General features: G+C 35.5%; 18 protein-coding genes and 1 tRNA gene. 11 read left to right on the top strand and 8 right to left on the bottom strand.

Going from position 1 to position 19339, the window contains the following annotated elements; genetic code table 11:
* Positions 1-298: 298 nt before the first annotated feature.
* The 4 genes from FW780_RS18475 to FW780_RS18460 all read right to left on the bottom strand — a co-directional run bounded on the left by FW780_RS18475 (position 299) and on the right by FW780_RS18460 (position 5640).
* Positions 299-1348 (bottom strand): MBL fold metallo-hydrolase, encoded by a 1050-nt coding sequence (locus FW780_RS18475; protein ID WP_149835129.1) that lies wholly within the window; start codon positions 1346-1348, stop codon positions 299-301.
* A gap of 11 nt (positions 1349-1359) precedes the next feature.
* Entirely contained in the window at positions 1360-2940 is a 1581-nt protein-coding gene (locus tag FW780_RS18470) for a Na+/H+ antiporter (RefSeq protein WP_149835128.1), read from the bottom strand.
* Between the two features lie 147 nt (positions 2941-3087).
* Entirely contained in the window at positions 3088-3732 is a 645-nt protein-coding gene (locus FW780_RS18465; RefSeq protein ID WP_149835127.1) for a hypothetical protein, read from the bottom strand.
* A 156-nt stretch (positions 3733-3888) separates the two neighbouring features.
* Positions 3889-5640, bottom strand: coding sequence for an alkaline phosphatase D family protein (locus tag FW780_RS18460; protein ID WP_149835126.1), 1752 nt, complete (start codon positions 5638-5640; stop codon positions 3889-3891).
* 223 nt (positions 5641-5863) lie between these two features.
* Here FW780_RS18460 and FW780_RS18455 point away from each other — a divergent pair, with 223 nt between their 5' ends.
* Positions 5864-6367 (top strand): hypothetical protein, encoded by a 504-nt coding sequence (locus FW780_RS18455; RefSeq protein WP_149835125.1) that lies wholly within the window; start codon positions 5864-5866, stop codon positions 6365-6367.
* Positions 6368-6438: 71 nt separating this feature from the next.
* Here FW780_RS18455 and FW780_RS18450 read toward each other — a convergent pair whose 3' ends face one another.
* The 3 genes from FW780_RS18450 to mce all read right to left on the bottom strand — a co-directional run bounded on the left by FW780_RS18450 (position 6439) and on the right by mce (position 8886).
* Entirely contained in the window at positions 6439-8154 is a 1716-nt protein-coding gene (locus tag FW780_RS18450) for a helix-turn-helix domain-containing protein (RefSeq protein WP_149835124.1), read from the bottom strand.
* A 197-nt stretch (positions 8155-8351) separates the two neighbouring features.
* Positions 8352-8425: transfer RNA gene (locus FW780_RS18445), tRNA-Ile, on the bottom strand.
* A 62-nt stretch (positions 8426-8487) separates the two neighbouring features.
* Positions 8488-8886 (bottom strand): methylmalonyl-CoA epimerase, encoded by a 399-nt coding sequence (mce, locus tag FW780_RS18440; protein WP_126653567.1) that lies wholly within the window; start codon positions 8884-8886, stop codon positions 8488-8490.
* Positions 8887-8979: 93 nt separating this feature from the next.
* Between mce and rbfA the strand changes: the two genes are divergently transcribed.
* From rbfA to FW780_RS18395, 9 genes are all read left to right on the top strand, one after another.
* On the top strand, positions 8980-9339 hold the full coding sequence (gene rbfA, locus FW780_RS18435) for a 30S ribosome-binding factor RbfA (protein WP_047377769.1): 360 nt from the start codon (positions 8980-8982) through the stop codon (positions 9337-9339).
* A 3-nt stretch (positions 9340-9342) separates the two neighbouring features.
* Entirely contained in the window at positions 9343-10548 is a 1206-nt protein-coding gene (locus FW780_RS18430) for an ABC transporter permease (protein ID WP_149835123.1), read from the top strand.
* 79 nt (positions 10549-10627) lie between these two features.
* Positions 10628-12418, top strand: a complete 1791-nt coding sequence (locus tag FW780_RS18425) for an endonuclease (RefSeq protein WP_149835122.1) — start codon at positions 10628-10630, stop codon at positions 12416-12418.
* Positions 12419-12480: 62 nt separating this feature from the next.
* Positions 12481-13218, top strand: coding sequence for a shikimate dehydrogenase family protein (locus tag FW780_RS18420; protein WP_149835121.1), 738 nt, complete (start codon positions 12481-12483; stop codon positions 13216-13218).
* Between the two features lie 74 nt (positions 13219-13292).
* Complete coding sequence (locus FW780_RS18415) at positions 13293-15095, top strand: DUF349 domain-containing protein (protein WP_149835120.1); 1803 nt, start codon at positions 13293-13295, stop codon at positions 15093-15095.
* A 63-nt stretch (positions 15096-15158) separates the two neighbouring features.
* On the top strand, positions 15159-16184 hold the full coding sequence (ribD, locus tag FW780_RS18410; RefSeq protein WP_149835119.1) for a bifunctional diaminohydroxyphosphoribosylaminopyrimidine deaminase/5-amino-6-(5-phosphoribosylamino)uracil reductase RibD: 1026 nt from the start codon (positions 15159-15161) through the stop codon (positions 16182-16184).
* Between the two features lie 62 nt (positions 16185-16246).
* Entirely contained in the window at positions 16247-16411 is a 165-nt protein-coding gene (locus tag FW780_RS22505) for a bacteriocin-like protein (protein ID WP_167510754.1), read from the top strand.
* A 34-nt stretch (positions 16412-16445) separates the two neighbouring features.
* On the top strand, positions 16446-16628 hold the full coding sequence (locus FW780_RS18400; protein ID WP_149835118.1) for a bacteriocin-like protein: 183 nt from the start codon (positions 16446-16448) through the stop codon (positions 16626-16628).
* Between the two features lie 120 nt (positions 16629-16748).
* Positions 16749-17354 carry an IMPACT family protein gene (locus FW780_RS18395; RefSeq protein ID WP_149835117.1) on the top strand — a complete coding sequence of 202 codons (606 nt, stop codon included), beginning with the start codon at positions 16749-16751 and terminating at the stop codon, positions 17352-17354.
* On the opposite strand, the gene FW780_RS18390 is transcribed toward FW780_RS18395, so the two are convergent.
* Positions 17351-18061: a zinc metallopeptidase gene (locus FW780_RS18390; RefSeq protein ID WP_142719845.1), complete on the bottom strand. Its 711-nt coding sequence runs from the start codon at positions 18059-18061 to the stop codon at positions 17351-17353. The two genes, FW780_RS18395 and FW780_RS18390, sit on opposite strands and share 4 nt — an antisense overlap.
* Positions 18062-18166: 105 nt before the next feature.
* Between FW780_RS18390 and FW780_RS18385 the strand changes: the two genes are divergently transcribed.
* Positions 18167-19297 (top strand): GNAT family N-acetyltransferase, encoded by a 1131-nt coding sequence (locus FW780_RS18385; RefSeq protein ID WP_149835116.1) that lies wholly within the window; start codon positions 18167-18169, stop codon positions 19295-19297.
* The last annotated feature ends 42 nt before the right edge of the window (positions 19298-19339 follow it).

Here is a 19339-nt window from a genome sequence, read left to right as displayed (position 1 = left end):
GGAAGAAACCTGCTCAGTAATAGGCAGGTTTTTTAATTTAAAATGGGCTAAACTTTACAAACCACAAAAGTCACAAAAGTTTTAAACACTTAAGTTTTTTTGAGCCAAGCTTTATACATAATAAGTACACCTAAACTTTGTTAAAATCTTTGATTTTCATCTTATGTGAGCTTTTCTGCGGAATCGTTTCTTACTTAAATAGGCTAAAGTGTTTTAAAATGAAAGCTTTTGTGACTTTTGTAGTTAAAATAAATATCAAGCTTCATTTTTAAATAAAAAAGTCACTGTTTGTAATTCATTACCAACAGTCCTCCCACCATTTTTTCCAGCTTATGGTTCCCAACTGGTTCAGGTCTACTTTTTCACCGATCTTGGGAAGGGTAATGGGGATATTATTTTCTTCAGCATGTTTTGAGGCAAGTTCTAAAGGTTCATACCATGCGTGCTGAGCCAGCTTAAATTTGGAATTGTGTACCGGAATAAAATTATTGGCTTTCAGTTCTTTTATTTCTGTGATGAGCTGATCCGGCAACGTATGAATGTATGGCCACTTTTCATTATACTGTCCATTTTCCATCACAGCTAAATCAAAAGGTCCATACTTATCTCCAATTTCTGTAAAATGATTTCCATAACCGCTGTCGCCACCCAAAAACAGTTTTTTCGTGGGTGTTTTTAATACAAAAGAAGTCCAGAGTGAGATATTACGGTTCAGTAGTCTTCCCGAAAAGTGTCTTGCAGGAGTAAGTGTGACTCTAAAACCTTCTGCAATGTCTATGCTTTCCCACCAGTTTTTTTCGATGATTTTGTCAAAATCCCAGCCCCAGTATTCAAAATGCTGGCCGGTTCCCAAACCACAAATCACTTTTCCTACTTTATTTTTTAAATCCTGAATAGTTTTATAATCAAGGTGATCCCAGTGGTCATGGGAAATAAGCAGAAAGTCTATCTCCGGCATGTGTTCCGGTTTGTAGTAATCAGCTCCCTGAAAAGCTTTTATGGAACCCGGCATTGGGGAAGCATTTCCGCTGAAAACGGGATCTATCAGAAATTTTTTACCATCTACCTGTATGAAATAGGAACTGTGCCCAAACCATACCAAAACATTTTCTTCGGGTTGAAGGTTCTTTAAATCCGTTACTACAAAAGGAAGCGCCGTTTTTGGTGAAGTATTTTCCACTTTACATAGAGTGTGGAAAAGTACTTTGGTCATGCTTTCTCCTTCCAGTAAAGAAGGTGTTGTTAATATATTCTGGAATCTCCCATTAAGATAATTGGGAAGTGTATTGAAATATTCCTTTCTTTTTTCATCGGGAAACTGCCCGAGCTGCTTTTTTAAATTTCTCATTCCCTTGATTTTTACATTCTGAGCCTTTCTTCTTCAAGGTCCAGTCTTGTTAAATAATGTCTTATATATTCTTCGTCAATATTCGGGTTTCGTCTATTTTCTTCCCGAAGCCAGATTCTCTGCTGTTCGATAGTTTCAAAATAGATTGTTTTCGCTTCTTCAGAAAGCTTGTGAATAGAGTCTTCTTTATCTTCCTGCTCCCAGCGGTCCATCAGTTTGCTAAAATATTCATTTTCGCTTCTTCTTTCTTTATAATTTTCATCCAGATGTCTGAATGCTACCCTCCGCATTTCTCTTCTCAGAAAATATTCAGATTCTTCTTCAGACATATATCCTCTTCCTACATCAGATAAATTGAGTTTTTTAATTAAAGCAGGTAATGTAAGCCCCTGAATAATCAACGTGGCAAGAATCACAATAAATGTAATGAAGAGAATGAGATCACGATGTGGGAAAGGCTGACCGTTTTCCATCACAACAGGAATAGATAACGCTGCTGCAAGAGAAACTACCCCGCGCATTCCCGTCCAGCCCATTAATATCGGAGCTTTCATTCCCGGATCTCTGTCTGCTACATTGATAAAATTCCGCATAATCAACGTCACAAAAACAGCGCCAAAGGATGACAGAAAACGTACAATAATCAGTACTGCTGTAATCAACAGTCCGTAACCGACAGCATCGGACAGGCTTATCCCTTCTTTGTTTAAACCTACCATAATTTCCGGAAGATCAAGCCCGATCAGTAAAAAAACAATTCCATTGATCAGAAATACGAAACTTTCCCAAACATTGGAACCTCTTAATCTAGATTGTGAAGTTCTGAAAATCTGATGTCTTCTTACGGAAAGGAATAACCCACCGCTCACTACAGCCAATACTCCCGATGCATGAACTTCTTCTGCGGCAATATACATCACATAAGGAGCAACCAAGCTAAGAATAGCATCCATATTAACATCGGTAGGAAATATCTTTTCAATTTTAAGGAATACAAAAGCCAATAGAACTCCAATTCCCAGACCTCCAAAGACCATCCATCCAAAACTGGTGGCTGCATCCTGCCATATAAACTGTCCTGTAGCTACCGCCACCATTGCAAATCTGAAAATGATCAGTGAGGAAGCGTCATTGAATAAACTCTCCCCTTCCAAAACGGTAGACAGATTTTTAGGAACTTTTACAAATTTTAAAATAGCTCCGGCACTTACAGCATCCGGTGGTGATACTATTCCGCCCAATACAAATCCTAACGCCAGTGAAAATCCGGGGATATATGAGTTCGCTACAAAAGCTACAGAGATTGCCGTAAGGAAAACTACAATGAAGGCAAAACTGGTAATAATCCGCCTCATTTTCCATATTTCTTTCCAGGATACGGCAAATGCGGCTTCGTATAAAAGCGGGGGCAGGAAAATAATAAAAATCAGTTCAGGATCAATTCTTAACACCGGCAATCCGGGAATAAAACTGATAAGAAGTCCTGCAATAACCAGTATGATAGGATATGCTACTTTCAATCGGTTAGCCAGCATAATGGCCCCGATAATAACAAGGACCAAACCTAAATAATAAATAAAATTTTCCACCATTGCTTTTTCTATTAATTTTAAATTAAGTCTCTATTTTTTGAAAACAAAATTTAAAAGAAAAATAAATATAAGCATAAGATTTTGAGATGTGAAAATAAATTTGATTGAGGATAAAATTTTTACTGATGATTCTTAGTTTAAATGAATCTAATCATTAGAAAACCATTTGGCCAACCCTAGCATAATACCTCCCAATATTGAACATAAAAGAATCAATACAGCTAAAGTTTTTGCAAACATCGTCCAATACGTCTTTTTATCGAATGTAAAATCTACAGGATTGATATTGTACGCAGAATAAACGGAGGGATTGATACGCAGATCCGGCCTGAAGTAAACGATTCCCTGAATATATTTCCTTCGTAAAGCTTTGAGATTTACAATATAGCTACTGTAGCCGGCATCCACTCCATCAAAGTCCACATATGTTACAGATTCATTGCATTTTACCTTCAATACATAGATTTTATTTCTGGGGCTAAGGCTTACATCATATTCATCCGCAAGGTTATATCTTTCCAGATCCTGGTAAAAAACTCTGTCTATCGTTCCATTTTTTCTTTCGTAGTGAACTCCCTTATCATCCACAACAATCCGTCTAACTTCTTTTTTTCTGACTGTCTTCTGATAAATAATAAAACGGTATAAACCAAAACCTAAGGCCGGATAGTATAACACCGATACTACAACAAGCAACGTAATATTTTTACAGATGATAACAGGTAATACCAGTAACACTAAAAACATCACCAATAATAAAAGTACAGCCAATGTTCTGGTTAACCAGGTCATGAACCACCATGACTTAGAGACTAACGGCAAAAAATCTTTTCTTACATCCTCTTGCATCTGTTCAAGATACGAAAAAAGTTTATAATATAAAAGAGCCACAGTGGCACACCATGACTCTTTTTACCAAATTGAAAATAAGATATGATTAAATTGAAACTATGAAATTGTATATGTTTTTTCTGTAGTTGTATTATACGTATCTGAGATAACATTGTCTACAAATCTCCATTCTGCTACAGAACTTCCCGTTGTAAATTTCACATGCAGATAACCTCTTTTATAGAGATTGGCATAATCAAGGTCATCAATCAATAATGAAAATGCCTGAGCCAGTTCTATTGCTTTTGTAGGATCAGAGGAGATTCCCAGATACCCTTCCAATCCCGGAGAAGAAACGGAGCTGCAAGCCAGTTCGGTTCCGATAAATTTCCCTTGAGCATCGGTTAGTTTTCCCAACCATGCATTATGGGTATCTCCTGCCAATACCACTACATTTTTTCCTGCAAGAACAGAATAGAGCTGTTCTCTTTCCATGAAATATCCATCCCATGCATCTAAATTATAAGGTAAAGTAGTGGTGATTCTGGCAATTTCCTGTGGCGTTAATGTAGGATCCTGCTGTTGATATCTTGTTTTAAGAATAATCAGCTGAGTGATCGTATTCTGAAGAGCCTGCATCGTTGCCGGCTGTGCGCTTCCGTGCTGTTTTATCTCTGCTAAAATCTGGTTCAGCAGCATCAGAAGTTCTGCAGGAACCATCATTTTAGTCATTAAAATCTGTTGTCCCAATACCTTCCATTTTGCAGTATCACCATTAATCTGAGAACTCAGCCATGACATCTGCTCGTTTCCGATCAGTTTTCTGCTGGTACTTAGGAAATCTGTTTTAAACTGTATTTGGTTAAAGTTCCCTGTATTATCCAGATAGTCTGAGTAATCCATTTGTTTATCGCGTGCTATTACCCTTGTATCCATCATATAAAGAGAAACAATATTTCCGAAATTAAAACTTCTGTAAATTCTCATATCTTTCCCCGTCTTAAGAGGAATATATTCACTGTAAGCCTGGAAAGCAGCCATTTTTCTTGCCTGAAAATCTCCTTCATTAGGCTGATGGTTTTCTGCTCCTGTTTTATAAGTATCATTAGCAAACTCATGATCATCCCAAACACAGATGAAAGGTTTTTTCTGGTGAAGAAGCTGAAGGTTTTTATCTCCTCTGTACTGTCTGTACCGTTCCCTATAATCGCTGAGGTTAAGAATTTCCTTAGCTGGCTGATGGGCTCTTCCTAATTGATTGGTATAAGGGTTTGTGCCATATTGTCCCGGAGCATATTCATAGATATAATCTCCAAGGTGTACCACTACGTCAGCATCAGATTTGGCAATCGCTCCATAGACATTAAAAAGTCCGGCCGGAAAATTAGAACAAGACACCACTGCCATCTTCACTTCGTTGACAGCATCTGATTTTGAAGGTAAAGTAAGAGTTTCTCCTGTCACGCTCACCTCTTTGGTTTTGCTATTATAGAATCTGTAGTAATATTTTGTATTGGAAGAAATATTTTGTACATCCACTGCTACTGTAAAGTCATTCACTCCTGTTGCATTGGCCTGCCCTCTTCTTACCACTTCTGAAAAATTGCTGTTTTTACTGATTTCCCATGTAATTTCCGCATCAGCACCTTTAGAATACCTTGTCCAGATGATGATTCCCGTTGCACTTGGATCAAAGCTCGCTACTCCGGATTCAAAGCCTCCGTTTTTAAGATCATCGGGGGCATTCCCATTTTCAGTAAAATCGTCGCTGCAACTTTCAATTAAAGGAGCAAGAAAAATTCCTCCGGCTGCTAATAGTGAATTTTTAAGAAATCTTCTTCTGTTGAATTGGTTGTTGTTTTCCATCATTACTTTTTTTGCAAAGCAACGGTATCTGTGAAAGAAGGCTGTTAACTGAGTTTTAACTATATTTTATGGTTTTTTAAACAAATGTTTAATGTTATGCATAGGAAATTTAAATTCAGAGAATGTCTCTTTTAAGGAAAATAAGAATGGAAATTTATATACAGTTTCTAAAAAGGTATTCTGTTTTTTATTACATTCACGACACTAATAATTGTGATAAAATTGTATGACAAAAAAAATTGTTCTTTCACTATTCCTCTTAGTCGTAGGATATTTTTTCTATAACCCAATGATAATATCCTTAGCAGCTATAAAAGATCCCGAACCTATTAATTTTAAACCTGACCAGATATTTAAATTAAAGGATATTCCTGAATTAAAAAATTCTCAAAATGTAGTTGTATATATTGTCTTAGCCCATGAAGACAGAAAAAACATAGATTCCACAATCCCAAAATGGAAAGTTTTACAATCTGGTAATTCATCAGTAATAGAAAATCTACTTAATTGTAAATTCAAATATAACAGTGCGGATGTTTCAACAATACAAAGTAAGATGTACGTCTACTCGAACAACACATTGGTTTTTGAAAGTGAGATTTCTCTGGATAAAAACCCAGGAATTCAGAATAGAGTCACTGGCTGGGCAACTCCTGTTGATCATAATCAATTTCTAAGTATTATAAGTCAGTTTGACAGGTACAATCTACCGGTTCTGATTCTTAAGTAAATCTTTATTAAATAAAAATATTTGAATTATGTAGAAAATACGTTCTATACTAAAACTATATATGTTTTATTTCAATTCGAAATTGATTTCTCAATCTCTTTAATATAAATAGACGGAGTAGTTCCTGTCCTTTTCTTAAATGCAATCGAAAATGCCTGTACGTTATTATAACCTATTTCTTCTGCAATAACCGGTAATTTATAAGAACGAAATTTTTTATCTTGTACAAGTTGGTCTAAAACATAATCAATACGTAAATCATTAAGATAAGTTGTGAAATTTTTGTCCTTGTGGTTATTAATGATTTCTGACAGGTAGCCAGTATTTGTTTTTATATTTTTTGCCAGACTTGTTAATGTAATACCATTTTTTAAAAAATGAAGTTTATTTTCAAAAGTATCTAAATCCTTTAAAATAGATTGAACAACTTCTTCAGGAATAGTTTTATTTGTTTTGTTGCCGCTTTCATCTTTTATCGACTGATATATTTCTATTTGTTTTCCGTTTTGATGTTGAATTGTTTCAGGACTTCTTTTTTCAATTAAATGAATCAAATTCTGAGCTATTTTTTGATGTTTTTTCTCAGCTTTTTTAGATTTATAATAAAAATAGGTAAGAAAGAATAATATTAATATTAAAATACTAACAGAAACATACAAAAATGTTTTTTTATTTTTTAATTCGTTTATTATATCTTCTTTTTCTTGTAGAAGATTTGGAGTGTCGTATTTTTGGTGCAGCTCTGTTGATAAGTATCTAAATTGTTCATTAAGTTTTTTGTCAACTTTTAGAAAACGGTCAATATAATAGAGTTGTTTTTCTTTATCACCACTTTCCCTATAATAATCTATTAGAAAAGTATAAACATCTCCTAATTCTGGAAAGGTAATATTTGTTTTTTTTATGTTAGCATCTATTTGCGTGAAATATTTTATGGTCTCCTGTTTATTATTCAATCCTTCATAACATTTTCCAAGGCTGTATAATACATAATTTTGATTGTTATCATTAATGCTCGAAAAGTAAGTATATGCCTTTGTTAGCTCAGCAATAGCTAACTGATAATTTTTAGTTGTAAGATTCAATTGACCAGATAAATATAAATATTGATTCATATTATATTTATTCTTTTGTACAAAGGGAGAATTTAGCCCTTCCTGAATAAAAAAATTGGCAGAATCAATTTTATTTATCTTTAAATAGCAATAGACTAGACTTACCCGCATTTGATCATGCTGATATTCATCTGTTATATTTTGGGAATTCAATAAATGATATCTGAAAGTTTTTGCAGCTTCTTTATTTCTTCCCATATAACTATTTAAATAGGCAATATTCATATTTGCATAAGCTATCTGCTTTAGATTTTTATGCTTTTTCGAATATTCTAAACCTAAAATATAATTATCAAGAGCGGCTTTTAAGTTATCGTACTTATAATATAGATTTCCTTTTATGATAAATGTTCTGGCAGGATATACATCTCCTTTCACATTTTTTGTAATCATGGCCAAACTATCAATATATTTTAAAGCTAATGGGAAATCTTCAGTTAAATGAATAAGATTATAACCTTCTGCAATTTCGAGGATATTTTTTTGCTTTTTTGCTTTTGTTAGATAGTATTGAGAAACAGCTCTGGCTTCTAACTTTTTGTTAGCTTCATCATAAATGGTAAATTTATTTTTTAACTCTTCAAAATTCCATAGTCTTAAACTATCTATTCTATTTTGAGTAAAAAAGAGACTATAAAGAAATGTAAATAAAAGTAAGGATATCTGTTTCATTAATTTTTCTATACTCTACAAAAATATTCATTTTTTTAAAGAAAACATATTAATCATATATCGACTACAGACATCTGATCATCAATGACAAAACAGCATTTAATATTGTAAAAACAGAAGATAATCAATAAAATTTTATACATTCACCTTAAGGAAACAAAAAAACCGCTCACATAACGTAAGCGGTTGATTTTCTGTGGTCCCACCTGGGCTCGAACCAGGGACCACCTGATTATGAGTCAGGTGCTCTAACCAACTGAGCTATAGGACCTCAAAACTTGGTTAAATTTTGTGTTTGCAAAAATAGTAAAATTTCTTTCACTACAAAATTTTTTATTGCTTTTCTTGGCAAAGTTCTACCAGCACGCCGTTTGTAGACTTCGGGTGTAGGAAGACAACTAATTTATTATCAGCACCTTCTTTCGGTTCTTCTGAGATAAACTGAAATCCTTCTTTTTTCAGTCTTTTCACTTCTTCCAGTATATTTTCAACCCCAAATGCCAGATGATGGATGCCTTCGCCTTTTTTATCGATGAATTTTGAGATCGGACTTTCAGGATTACTGGCTTCCAACAGCTCAATTTTACTTTCACCCGTTTCATAGAAAGAAGTTACAACCCCTTCTCTTTCTACAGATTCTTTTTTATAGGATTCTTTTCCCAATAATTTGGCAAAAAGCTCATCAGAAACTCCTAAAGACTTTACGGCAATACCAATATGTTCTAGCTTCATAAATACTAATAAATATAATTAAATCGTAAATTTGATACTCCAGTTGAATTTCAAAGTATCAATTCAAACAAAAGTACTAAATTTGCAGAAATTATGGAAAGTAACAGACAAAGAAAAGTAGCACAGATTATTCAGGAAGACTTCGCAGAGCTTTTCCGCAAACAGGCTGCAGAAAGTAAACAGAGCATTTTAGTATCTGTTTCAGATGTAAAAGTAACTGCTGACTTAGGAATTGCTAAGATTTATTTAAGCATTTTCCCACAGGAATTCCGTACCGCTGTGATGAAAGAGATTGAAGAAAACAAACCTCAATACAGAAATTTCATCGGACAGAAAATGTCAAAACAGGTACGTATCATTCCACAGCTTAACTTCTACCTTGACACTGCTCTGGATGATGTTGAAAAACTGGAGAGAGAATTAAGAGGCGAAGGCGACAATCCTGTTTTATAAATCTTGAAGAATATTGCATTTTACATAGCATCCAGATACCTTTTGGCTAAAAAAGGGAGTACTGCTGTTACGTTCATTACGTGGCTGGCCGTAGGTGCCATGACGGTTGCTGTGGCTGCAATGTTCGTCATTATTTCTGTTTTTTCAGGTCTTGAGGATCTGAATAAAGATCTTATTTCTAATCTTCATGCTGACCTTACTTTAAAGAGCGCTTCCGGAAAAACCATTAAAAATCTGGATACCGTTAATAAAGTATTAAGCACCAATAAGGAAGTCAGCAGCTTCTCCCGTATTATTGAAGAAAAAGTATACATCAGCTTCAACGGAAAAGGAGATATTGCCTATTTAAGAGGTGTTGATTCTGCTTACATCAAAGTAAATCCCATCAATAAAGATGTTTTCTACGGAACTTATCCTAGCTTCAAATACTCTAATGAAGTATTGATGGAAAATAGTCTGGATAACAGACTATCAATTCCTGTGGATTCTTCCAACCATTATGCGACAGTTTTTATGCCCAAACCGGGAACAGGAATTATCAATAAAGAAGAAGACATCTATAATAAAAGAGATATTTCAGTAACAGGTGTTTTTCCAGGGAAAGATCAGCTGGACAATTATATTATCTCTCCTATTGAGCTTGCGGAAGAATTACTTAGCCTTCCCAAAAAATCAGCTTATCAGATCGTTATTAAACTAAAAAATCCGGAAAATGCAGATGCTGTAAAACAGAGCCTGCTTTCTTCTCTCGGAAAAAATATTGAGATCAAAACGAAGGAAGAGGAAAATGCCGCTTTCTGGAAAATGATCAACACTGAAAAACTTTTTATCTACCTGATTTTTGCACTGGTTATCTTTATTACCACTTTCAATCTTGCCGGAGCGATCATTATCCTTCAGCTTGATAAAAAGGAACAGGCAAAATCATTGATTTCACTCGGCTTTCCTTTAAGCCATTTAAGATTGACCTATTTCTACACCGGACTTCTTATTGTTGTGTCCGGGGTCATTACCGGATTGATTCTTGGAACAGCACTTTGCTATTTCCAGCTTTACACAGAATTTTTCAGAGCCAATGAAGTTCTGCCATTCCCGGTAAAAATTGTAGGCAAAAATTACCTTATCGTAGCCCTTACAGCTTCTCTGTTTGGAATCTCTATTTCATGGTTCTTTTCAAAAATAAGCAAAGAATACATCACTAAAAATTAATCTACTAAGTTTGTATATTACATTAAGTTAATATACTTCGGTTTCATTTTTTCGTACCTTTACGCCCCAATTTTAAAAAATGAAACAAATTTTATCTTTTTTTCTGTTAAGCGTAACATTTATCAGCGCTTTAGCACAGGCTCCGGCAGGATATTATAATCAGCCAGCAGGATTAACAGGTGCTGCTCTTAAAACAGCTCTTAAGAACATTATCACCAATGGACATGTAGATAATGGCTATGGTGGCTTGTGGACAGGCTATGCTACCACTGACCGTGATTATTTTTATGAAAATGACGGAACTATTCTGGATATTTATTCTGAAAATCCAAATGGACCGGACCAGTACAATTTCACACTGGGGACTAATCAATGTGGATCTAGTGGCTACTCTAATGAAGGCGACTGCTACAACAGAGAACACGTTATTCCTCAGAGCTTATTCAACAGTGCTTCTCCTATGGTAGCTGATATTCATTTTATCCGTGCTACAGATGGAAAAGTAAACGGAATGAGATCCAACTACCCTTTCGGAGTTGTTGGTGCTACTTCTTTCATCTCTAAAAACGGATCAAAATTAGGTACATCAGTATCAGCAGGATACTCAGGTACTGTATTTGAGCCCATTGATGCCTTCAAAGGAGATATTGCCAGAATGTTCTTTTATTTTGTGACAAGATATGAAGACAAACTTCCCAATTTCACTTCCGGAGACATGCTTGGCAACACAGCATTTCCAGGACTACAGCCTTGGGCGCTTAATCAATATTTAGCGTGGAATGCAATGGATCCTGTATCTGCTGAAGAAATTGCAAGAAACAATGCTTCTTATACTTACCAGGGAAACAGAAACCCTTTCATTGATCACCCTGAATATGTTTCTCAAATCTGGGGATCTCCGGTAATTGATAACCAGGCACCTACTGCAGCAACCAACCTTGTTGCCAACAACCCTACTTCAAACTCTATCGCTGTAAGCTGGACAGCCGCTACCGATAATGTAGGAGTAACTTCTTATCAGGTTTACGCTAACGGCACTTTAAAAGCAACTGTTTCCGGTACTACAACATCTACCATTGTATCAGGATTAGCTCCACTTACTCAATATACTTTCTATGTAATTGCTAAAGATGCTTTCGGAAACTCTTCTCCACAAAGTACAACAGCTACAGCAACTACTCTTGACGCGCCTGTCGGAGGCGGAAGCTGTGGAACAGAGGATTTTGAAATGATTACAGGTGCAGCAAACACTTATCTGACAGCAACCTGGACGAATAACGGAATTTCATGGACGGCTACAGACTCAAGAGTTGACCAGACCATCAACAATAAAGCCATCACAATCAGAAATGGTAACTTAACAAGTTCAACACTTTCAAGCGGAATCCAGAGTTTAACTTTAACAACTCAGCTGAAATTCTCTGGAAACGCAGGAACCATCAATGTTTTTGTAAACGATGTGAATGTAGGAAGTATTCCTTACAGCAATGTTGTAACTACCACTACTCTTAACAATATCAACGTAAGCGGAAATGTTGTTATTAAGCTGACAAACTCTTCTACTAGCAACAGAGTTGCTCTGGATGACCTGAGCTGGGCATGTTTTGGTACATTAGGAACTGCTGAAAACCAAAAAGGCAAATCAGAATTCACCATTTACCCTAACCCGGTAAAAAACAATGAATTATTTGTAAAAGGTGAAAATCTTAGCAAAATTTCAAAAGCTGATATCTATGATCTTTCAGGAAAATTAATTGAAACGATCGCTAATCCTTTCAAACATTCAAATAAAATCAACCTTAAAGGTGTTGTAAAAGGAACTTACATTCTGAAAACAGATAATTTCTCTACTAAATTTATCGTAGATTAATTATTAAAAAATATTTAAAACCAAAGGCCGGATTTATCCGGTCTTTTTTTTACATTTGATCTATGGATTCCAATAAAAAATTAGGATTGATAGGAAAAAACATTTCTTACTCTTTTTCTAAAAAATTCTTCGAAAACAAGTTCCAAAAGCTCATGCTAAAGAACTTCTCCTATGATATTTTTGATCTGAACGAAATCAATGAAGTGGAAAACCTTTTTGCTTCTCCGGATCTTTTAGGATTCAATGTTACCATTCCCTACAAAGAAAAAATCATTGATTATCTTGATGAATTAAGCGATGAAGCAGAGAAAATAGGTGCCGTAAACTGTGTTCTTATCCAGGATGGCAAAAAAACAGGCTACAATACGGATGCTTACGGATTTGAAAAGACCCTTCTTTTACACAAAACCCCTTCGCAAGACAAAGCACTGATCTTAGGAAACGGCGGCGCTGCAAAAGCTGTAAAATATGCTTTAGATAAACACAATATTCCTTCTATAACCATTTCCAGAAATACGGAAATCAATTTTGAAAACCTTGATAAAGAAACCGTTGCTAAGCACAAAATAATTATTCAGTGTACACCGGTAGGTACTTTCCCGAATGTTAAAGACTGTCTGAATTTTCCTTTTGACGGGCTTTCTTCTGAACATCTGATCATCGATCTGATTTACAATCCCAACTATACCCAATTCATCATCAATGCCTCTGAAAAAGGAGCAAAGACTGTGAACGGATATTATATGCTTGAACAGCAAGCAGAAAAAGCTTGGGAAATTTGGAATTTTCAAAAAAAATAACATAAATTAGTGCTTTAATTGGCCTTAAAGCTATATTTAAAGGATATAAACGCCACTCACATAAAAGATTTGCTATGACTACAGAAAACAATCTTTCTGAAAACGAAGAAAAGAACAATCCTAACGAAGTATCTCAGGACACATCAGAAAACACAGTTTCTCATGATGCAAACCCACATGAAGAGGATGCAGAACACCTGGAAGAACATGAAGAGGTAGAAGTTTCCCTGGCTGATGCTTTAAAGGAAATGGAAAAAATCATCAACACTCCCAACGCCGGTGAGAATTTCAAAAGATTCAACCTGCTGAAGGAAAAAGCAAGTCACTATATCCATGATGAAGTGGAGGATAAAAAGCACGAATATGTAGAAGCCGGAAATCCTGCTGAAAACTTCAGCTATGAACATCCTTCTCAAACTAAATATTCCGCTTTGGTCAATATTTTCAAGGAAAAACATGACAGCTTCCAGAAAGGACAGGAAGAAGAGCAGAAGAAAAACCTTGAACACCGCCAAAGCATTATTGAAAGACTTAAAAATCTATATACTAATTCTGAACCGGGGATCAATCTTTTCAAATCCATCCGTGAAATTAAAGAAGAGTGGTCAAAAGCCGGACAGGTTGCAAAATCTGAATTCAAAATTCTTAACAACAACTACTTCCACCACCTGAATCAATTTTATCAGATGCTGGATTTGAATAAAGAATTTCTGGAGCAGGAATACAGCCATAACCTGGAAAAGAGAGAGCATATCATTGCCCGTGCTAAAGAACTGGAAAACGAACCGGTAATCCAAAAGGCTTTAAACGAACTTCAGTATCTTCATAAGCTTTGGAAAGAAGAAGCTGAGCCTGTTGCAGAGGAATTCCGTGAAAAAACATGGGAAGAATTCAAAGAAATTTCCAACAAAATTCACGAGAGAAAATCCGAACTTTCTGCTTCTATTGAAAAAGAACAGACTGTAAATCTTGAAAAGAAAAACGAGATCATCGCTGAAATCAAGAAGCTTTCTGAGCCATCAGAAACTCCTAATCACAACTATTGGCAAAATGCCATCAAAAGAGTTGAAGATCTGCGTTCTGAATTCTTAAAAACCGGAAGCGTTCCAAGAAAATTATCCAATCAAAACTGGAATGATTTCAAAACAACACTTAGAGGTTTCAATACAACGAAAAATAACTATTACAAATCGTTGAAAGGTTCGCAGCAAGCAAATCTTGAAGAGAAATTAAAACTGATCCAGACGGCACAGGACAATATGAACAATGAAGAATGGGATATTTCAGTTCCATTATTCAAAAAACTGCAGGAAGACTGGAAAAAAGTTGGCCACGTTCCAAAGAGCATGACCAACAAAATCTGGGATGAATTCCGTGATGCATGTAATGCGTTCTTCAACAACTACAGAGAGAAAAGCAATACTTCCACCGATAACTGGAAAGAAAATTATAAAAATAAAAAAGCTCTTCTTGATGAGTTGAAACTGGTTTCCAATGAAGAAGGCAGTATTGAAAGAATTGAGCAGATTAAAACATCATGGAACAACATAGGGAAAGTTCCGAGAGATAAAATTTCAATCAACTCTGAATTCAATAAGACCTTAAGAGAGAAATTGAAAATAAACAAAATCAACGAACTTGAACTGAAAGAAGAAGGTCTGTCTGAAAACCAACTTACTGACAAAGCCAGAAAGATCAAAAACCAGATTTCTGATCTTGAAGCTGAAATTGTAAAACTGGAAAACAACCTTTCTTTCTTCAACAAGCCATCAAGGGAAAACCCTCTTTTAAGAGACACTTACAACACTATTGATGAGAAAAAAGCCCATCTGGAAACATTAAAGCAGAATCTTCACAGCATTATCAGCGGAGATTAATAGATAACAAAATAAATAAAGGCGGAGCAAAGCAATTTGTCTTCGCTTTTTCTTTTTATAAATATGAACAACGACGAACTCTATATCAAAAGATGCATTGAGCTGGCCAAAAAAGCTCTTGGTAACACCTACCCCAACCCTCTTGTAGGAAGCGTGATTGTACACAACGGTGAAATTATTGGTGAAGGTTATCATCATAAAGCCGGAGAAAACCACGCTGAGATTAATGCCATCAATTCTGTTAAAAATAAGAATCTTATTCCCGAATCCACTATCTATGTATCTTTAGAACCCTGTGCGCACTTTGGAAAAACACCTCCTTGTGCTTTAAAAATTAAAGAATTAGGATTTAAAAAAGTGGTTATTGGCGCTATGGATTCCCATGATAAAGTCAATGGTAAAGGAAAGAAAATCATTCAGGATGCAGGAATTGAAGTCATTTCAGGAATTCTTGAAGCAGAATGTATTGAACTTAATAAAAGGTTTTTCACTTACCATGAAAAGAAAAGACCTTACATCATCTTAAAATGGGCAGAATCCGGTGATGGTTTTTTGGATAAAGATTTTAAACCAACGGCTATTTCCAACACCCTCGTGAATCAGTTTGTCCACCAGTTAAGAGCCGACGAACATGCTATTTTAGTAGGAACCCAAACCGCTTTAAATGATAATCCAAGTCTTACCGTAAGAAATGCAGAAGGAACAAACCCTGTCAGAATTCTGATCGATTTTGATTTAAAAGTTCCTTCCAATTTCAATATTTACAATAATGAAGCAAGGACACTGGTTTTAAATGGTGTAAAAGAAGGTAATGAAGGGCCTATTCAATTTATTAAAATCAATAAGGAGAGTTTTCTGCCTGAACTTATGGAAGCTTTATATAAAGAGCAGATACAGTCTGTGATTATTGAAGGCGGCCTTTTCACACTGCAACAGTTCATTAATGCTGATCTTTGGGACGAAGCTATTGTCATCAGAAACGAAAATCTGAAGCTGGAAAACGGAACAAAAGCACCAGAATTCAATCATACGGCCACTACAATTGAAAATTTCAGAGACAATACAGTTTCTTTCTTCAGACTAAAATAAAAGCACTTTATCACCGCTTAATGAAATAATTTCTTTACATTAGTTTCACTAAAAAAATTACCATGAAAAATTTAAAGAAAGTTTCAAGACAGAGTTTAAAGAAAGTAAACGGAGGAAATGCTCCTGAATGCTGCTCATTCTACCCACCTTCATTACAGCATTGCTGTGCAACGCCTTCAAGTATGAGCTGTCCACCACCTTGGGTAGACGGAACATTCCCATGCTAATATTATCAAATTAATCAAACAAAAAAATATTATCATGAAAAATTTTAAAAAGGTATCCAGAGCTAATATGAAAATCATCAAAGGAGGTGTTTTTGTAACATGCATACTACCTACCGGGCAACCTACAAGATGCAGAGATAATTGTCCTCAGGATTTTTGCGGACCAACAAGCTATATGTGCCTGATTCCAATGGATCTGTGCGGAGATGTAATGTAAGAGCATAATTTTACATTTAAAAAATAGATAAGCCGTCAAATTCTGACGGCTTAATTTATGATCATGATGCAGAATACTAAACCATTTAATATTTTTGCATAATTAAAGCCGGAATATACAATGACGTTTGAATACAAAACCATAGAAAAACCTATAGAAAATACTCTTTTAAAGGAAAAAGGAAGCAAGTTTATCGGATTTGCTTTCCCGGTAACCAATGAAAAAGAACTAAAAAGCGCACTGGAAAAAATAAGAGAAGAGCATCCAAAAGCCACTCACCACTGTTATGCCTTCAGAATGGGATTAAATGGTGAAAATTACCGTGCCAATGATGATGGTGAACCTTCCGGAAGTGCAGGATTACCTATTTATAATCAGCTGCTAGCGAATGAGGTTACCAATATTCTTGTGATTGTTGTCCGTTATTATGGAGGAACCAAACTAGGGGTTTCAGGCTTGGTAAAGACTTATAAGGAATCTGCAAAGATCACATTGGAAGAAGCGCAGATCATTACCCGTGAGCTGGAAACAGAGATAGAGATTCAGTTTAATTTTAATCAGCAGAATACAATATTCACCCTGCTTTCAAAATTTGATGCCAAGGTTTTGAATTTTGATGCTAACGAAAACTGTATCCTTACAGCCTCACTGAAGCTTGCACAAAAAGAAAACATCTCGGAAAAACTCTCCGAGATGCAATATGTTTCATTTGAATTTAATGATTAATCCCTTCTTCCACCAAGAAGTAATGAACCCCAGTAAAGAAGTTGTGCCAGCGATCCTAAGGCTGCCACCACGTAAGTTCTTGCGGCCCATTTCAGACTGTCCTGTACTCCTACAAATTCCTCTGCTGTTACAGTTCCTGTATCTTTAAGCCATTTCATCGCTCTGTTACTTGCATCATATTCCACTGGAAGTGTTACAAAAGCAAAGAGAGTTGTCACGGCAAACATCGCAACACCAATGGCAAGAACTGTTGTATTTCCATTGGGATTTTCCATCGTTCTTGAAGCAGCCATTACCGCGATACCCGCTATAAGGACAAATTGCATCAGATTGGAACTTATATTAACAATAGGAACCAGTTTTGAACGTAAATTCAACATAGAGTATCCTACGGCATGCTGTACTGCGTGTCCGCATTCATGAGCTGCTACTGCGGCTGCAGCTGCATTTCTCTGCATGTAAACCCCTTCAGAAAGGTTCACTGTTTTATCTGCCGGATTATAGTGGTCCGTCAACTGCCCGGGAACCGATATTACCTGAACATCATTGATCCCGTTATCTCTCAACATTTTTTCCGCTACTTCTTTCCCCGAAAGGCCATTTCTGAGGTGTACATTGGAATAATATTCAAATTTCGATTTCAACCTGGACGAAACCCACCAGCTCACCAGCATTGAAATACCAATAATGATATAATAACCCGCCATTTTATATAGATTTTGTGTTTAATTTTTATCCATAATGATATAAAAACTGTGCCAAAGTATAAGATATTATTATTTATATTTGTCCTTTAATTCCCCTCAAAAAACATGTCTACAATTTCAATTATTGAAGTAAAAACAGCGGGCCAGCTCAAGCAATTCGTAAGGTTTCCGATGGATTTGTATAAAAACAATCCCTACTATGTTCCGTCTTTTATTAATGACGAAATCAACATTTGGAATGCTGATGAAAATCCTGCACTTCAATATTCAGAGGCCAGACAATACCTGGCTTATAAAAACAATAAGATCGTAGGAAGAATTGCGGTTCTGATCAATCACAAGGAAGAGAGAGAATTAGGAATTAAAAAAGTACGTTTTGGATGGATCGACTTTATTGATGATGCTGAAGTTTCAAAGGCATTAATTCAAAAAGCAGTTGATTATGCACAAGAAAAAAATATTGATAAAATTGAAGGTCCTATGGGCTTCACCAATCTTGATAAAGCAGGAATGCTGATAAAAGGCTTTGACCAGCTGGCTACTATGATTGGAATTTATAATAACGAATACTATCCAAAACATCTTGAAAACCTGGGATTGACCAAGGAAAAAGAATGGGTAGAATTTGAAATTATCTTCCCAGAAACATTGCCTGAAAAAATCCATAAATTCAACCAGCTTATTTCTGAAAAATACAAGCTGAAAGTTTTAAAATTCAAAACAAAAGAAGAGATTATCCAGTATGTAGATCCAATGTTTGATCTTCTGGACGAGACCTACAAACATCTTTCCACTTACACTCCTATTTCTGACGAGCAACGTAAAACCTACAAAGAAAAATATTTCAAGCTTATTGATAAAGATTTTATCGTCTGTATTGCTGATGAATACAACAATTTGGTCTCTTTCGCCATTACAATGCCTTCATACTCCAAAGCGCTGCAAAAATCCGGAGGAAAACTCCTTCCATTTGGCTGGTGGCACTTTTTAAAGGCAGGAAAGAAAAATGACAGAGCTAATTTCTATCTGATCGGAATTCATCCTGACTACCAGAGAAGAGGAGTTACTTCTATTATTTTTAAGGAAATCTGGGATATTTTCAGAAAAAAAGGAGTTAAATTCCTTGAAACCAATCCAGAACTGGAAGAAAATAAAAGTATCCAACTTTTATGGCAGGATTACAATCCGGTAAATCATAAGAGAAGAAGAACCTATTCTATGGATGTGAATAAATGATGCTGTATTTTATACAATGTAAGAAGTAATCCCAACAACTTT

This window comes from Chryseobacterium sediminis (assembly GCF_008386505.1).
GTDB lineage: Bacteria > Bacteroidota > Bacteroidia > Flavobacteriales > Weeksellaceae > Chryseobacterium > Chryseobacterium sediminis.
This window is presented reverse-complemented; position numbering and strand designations above follow the sequence as displayed.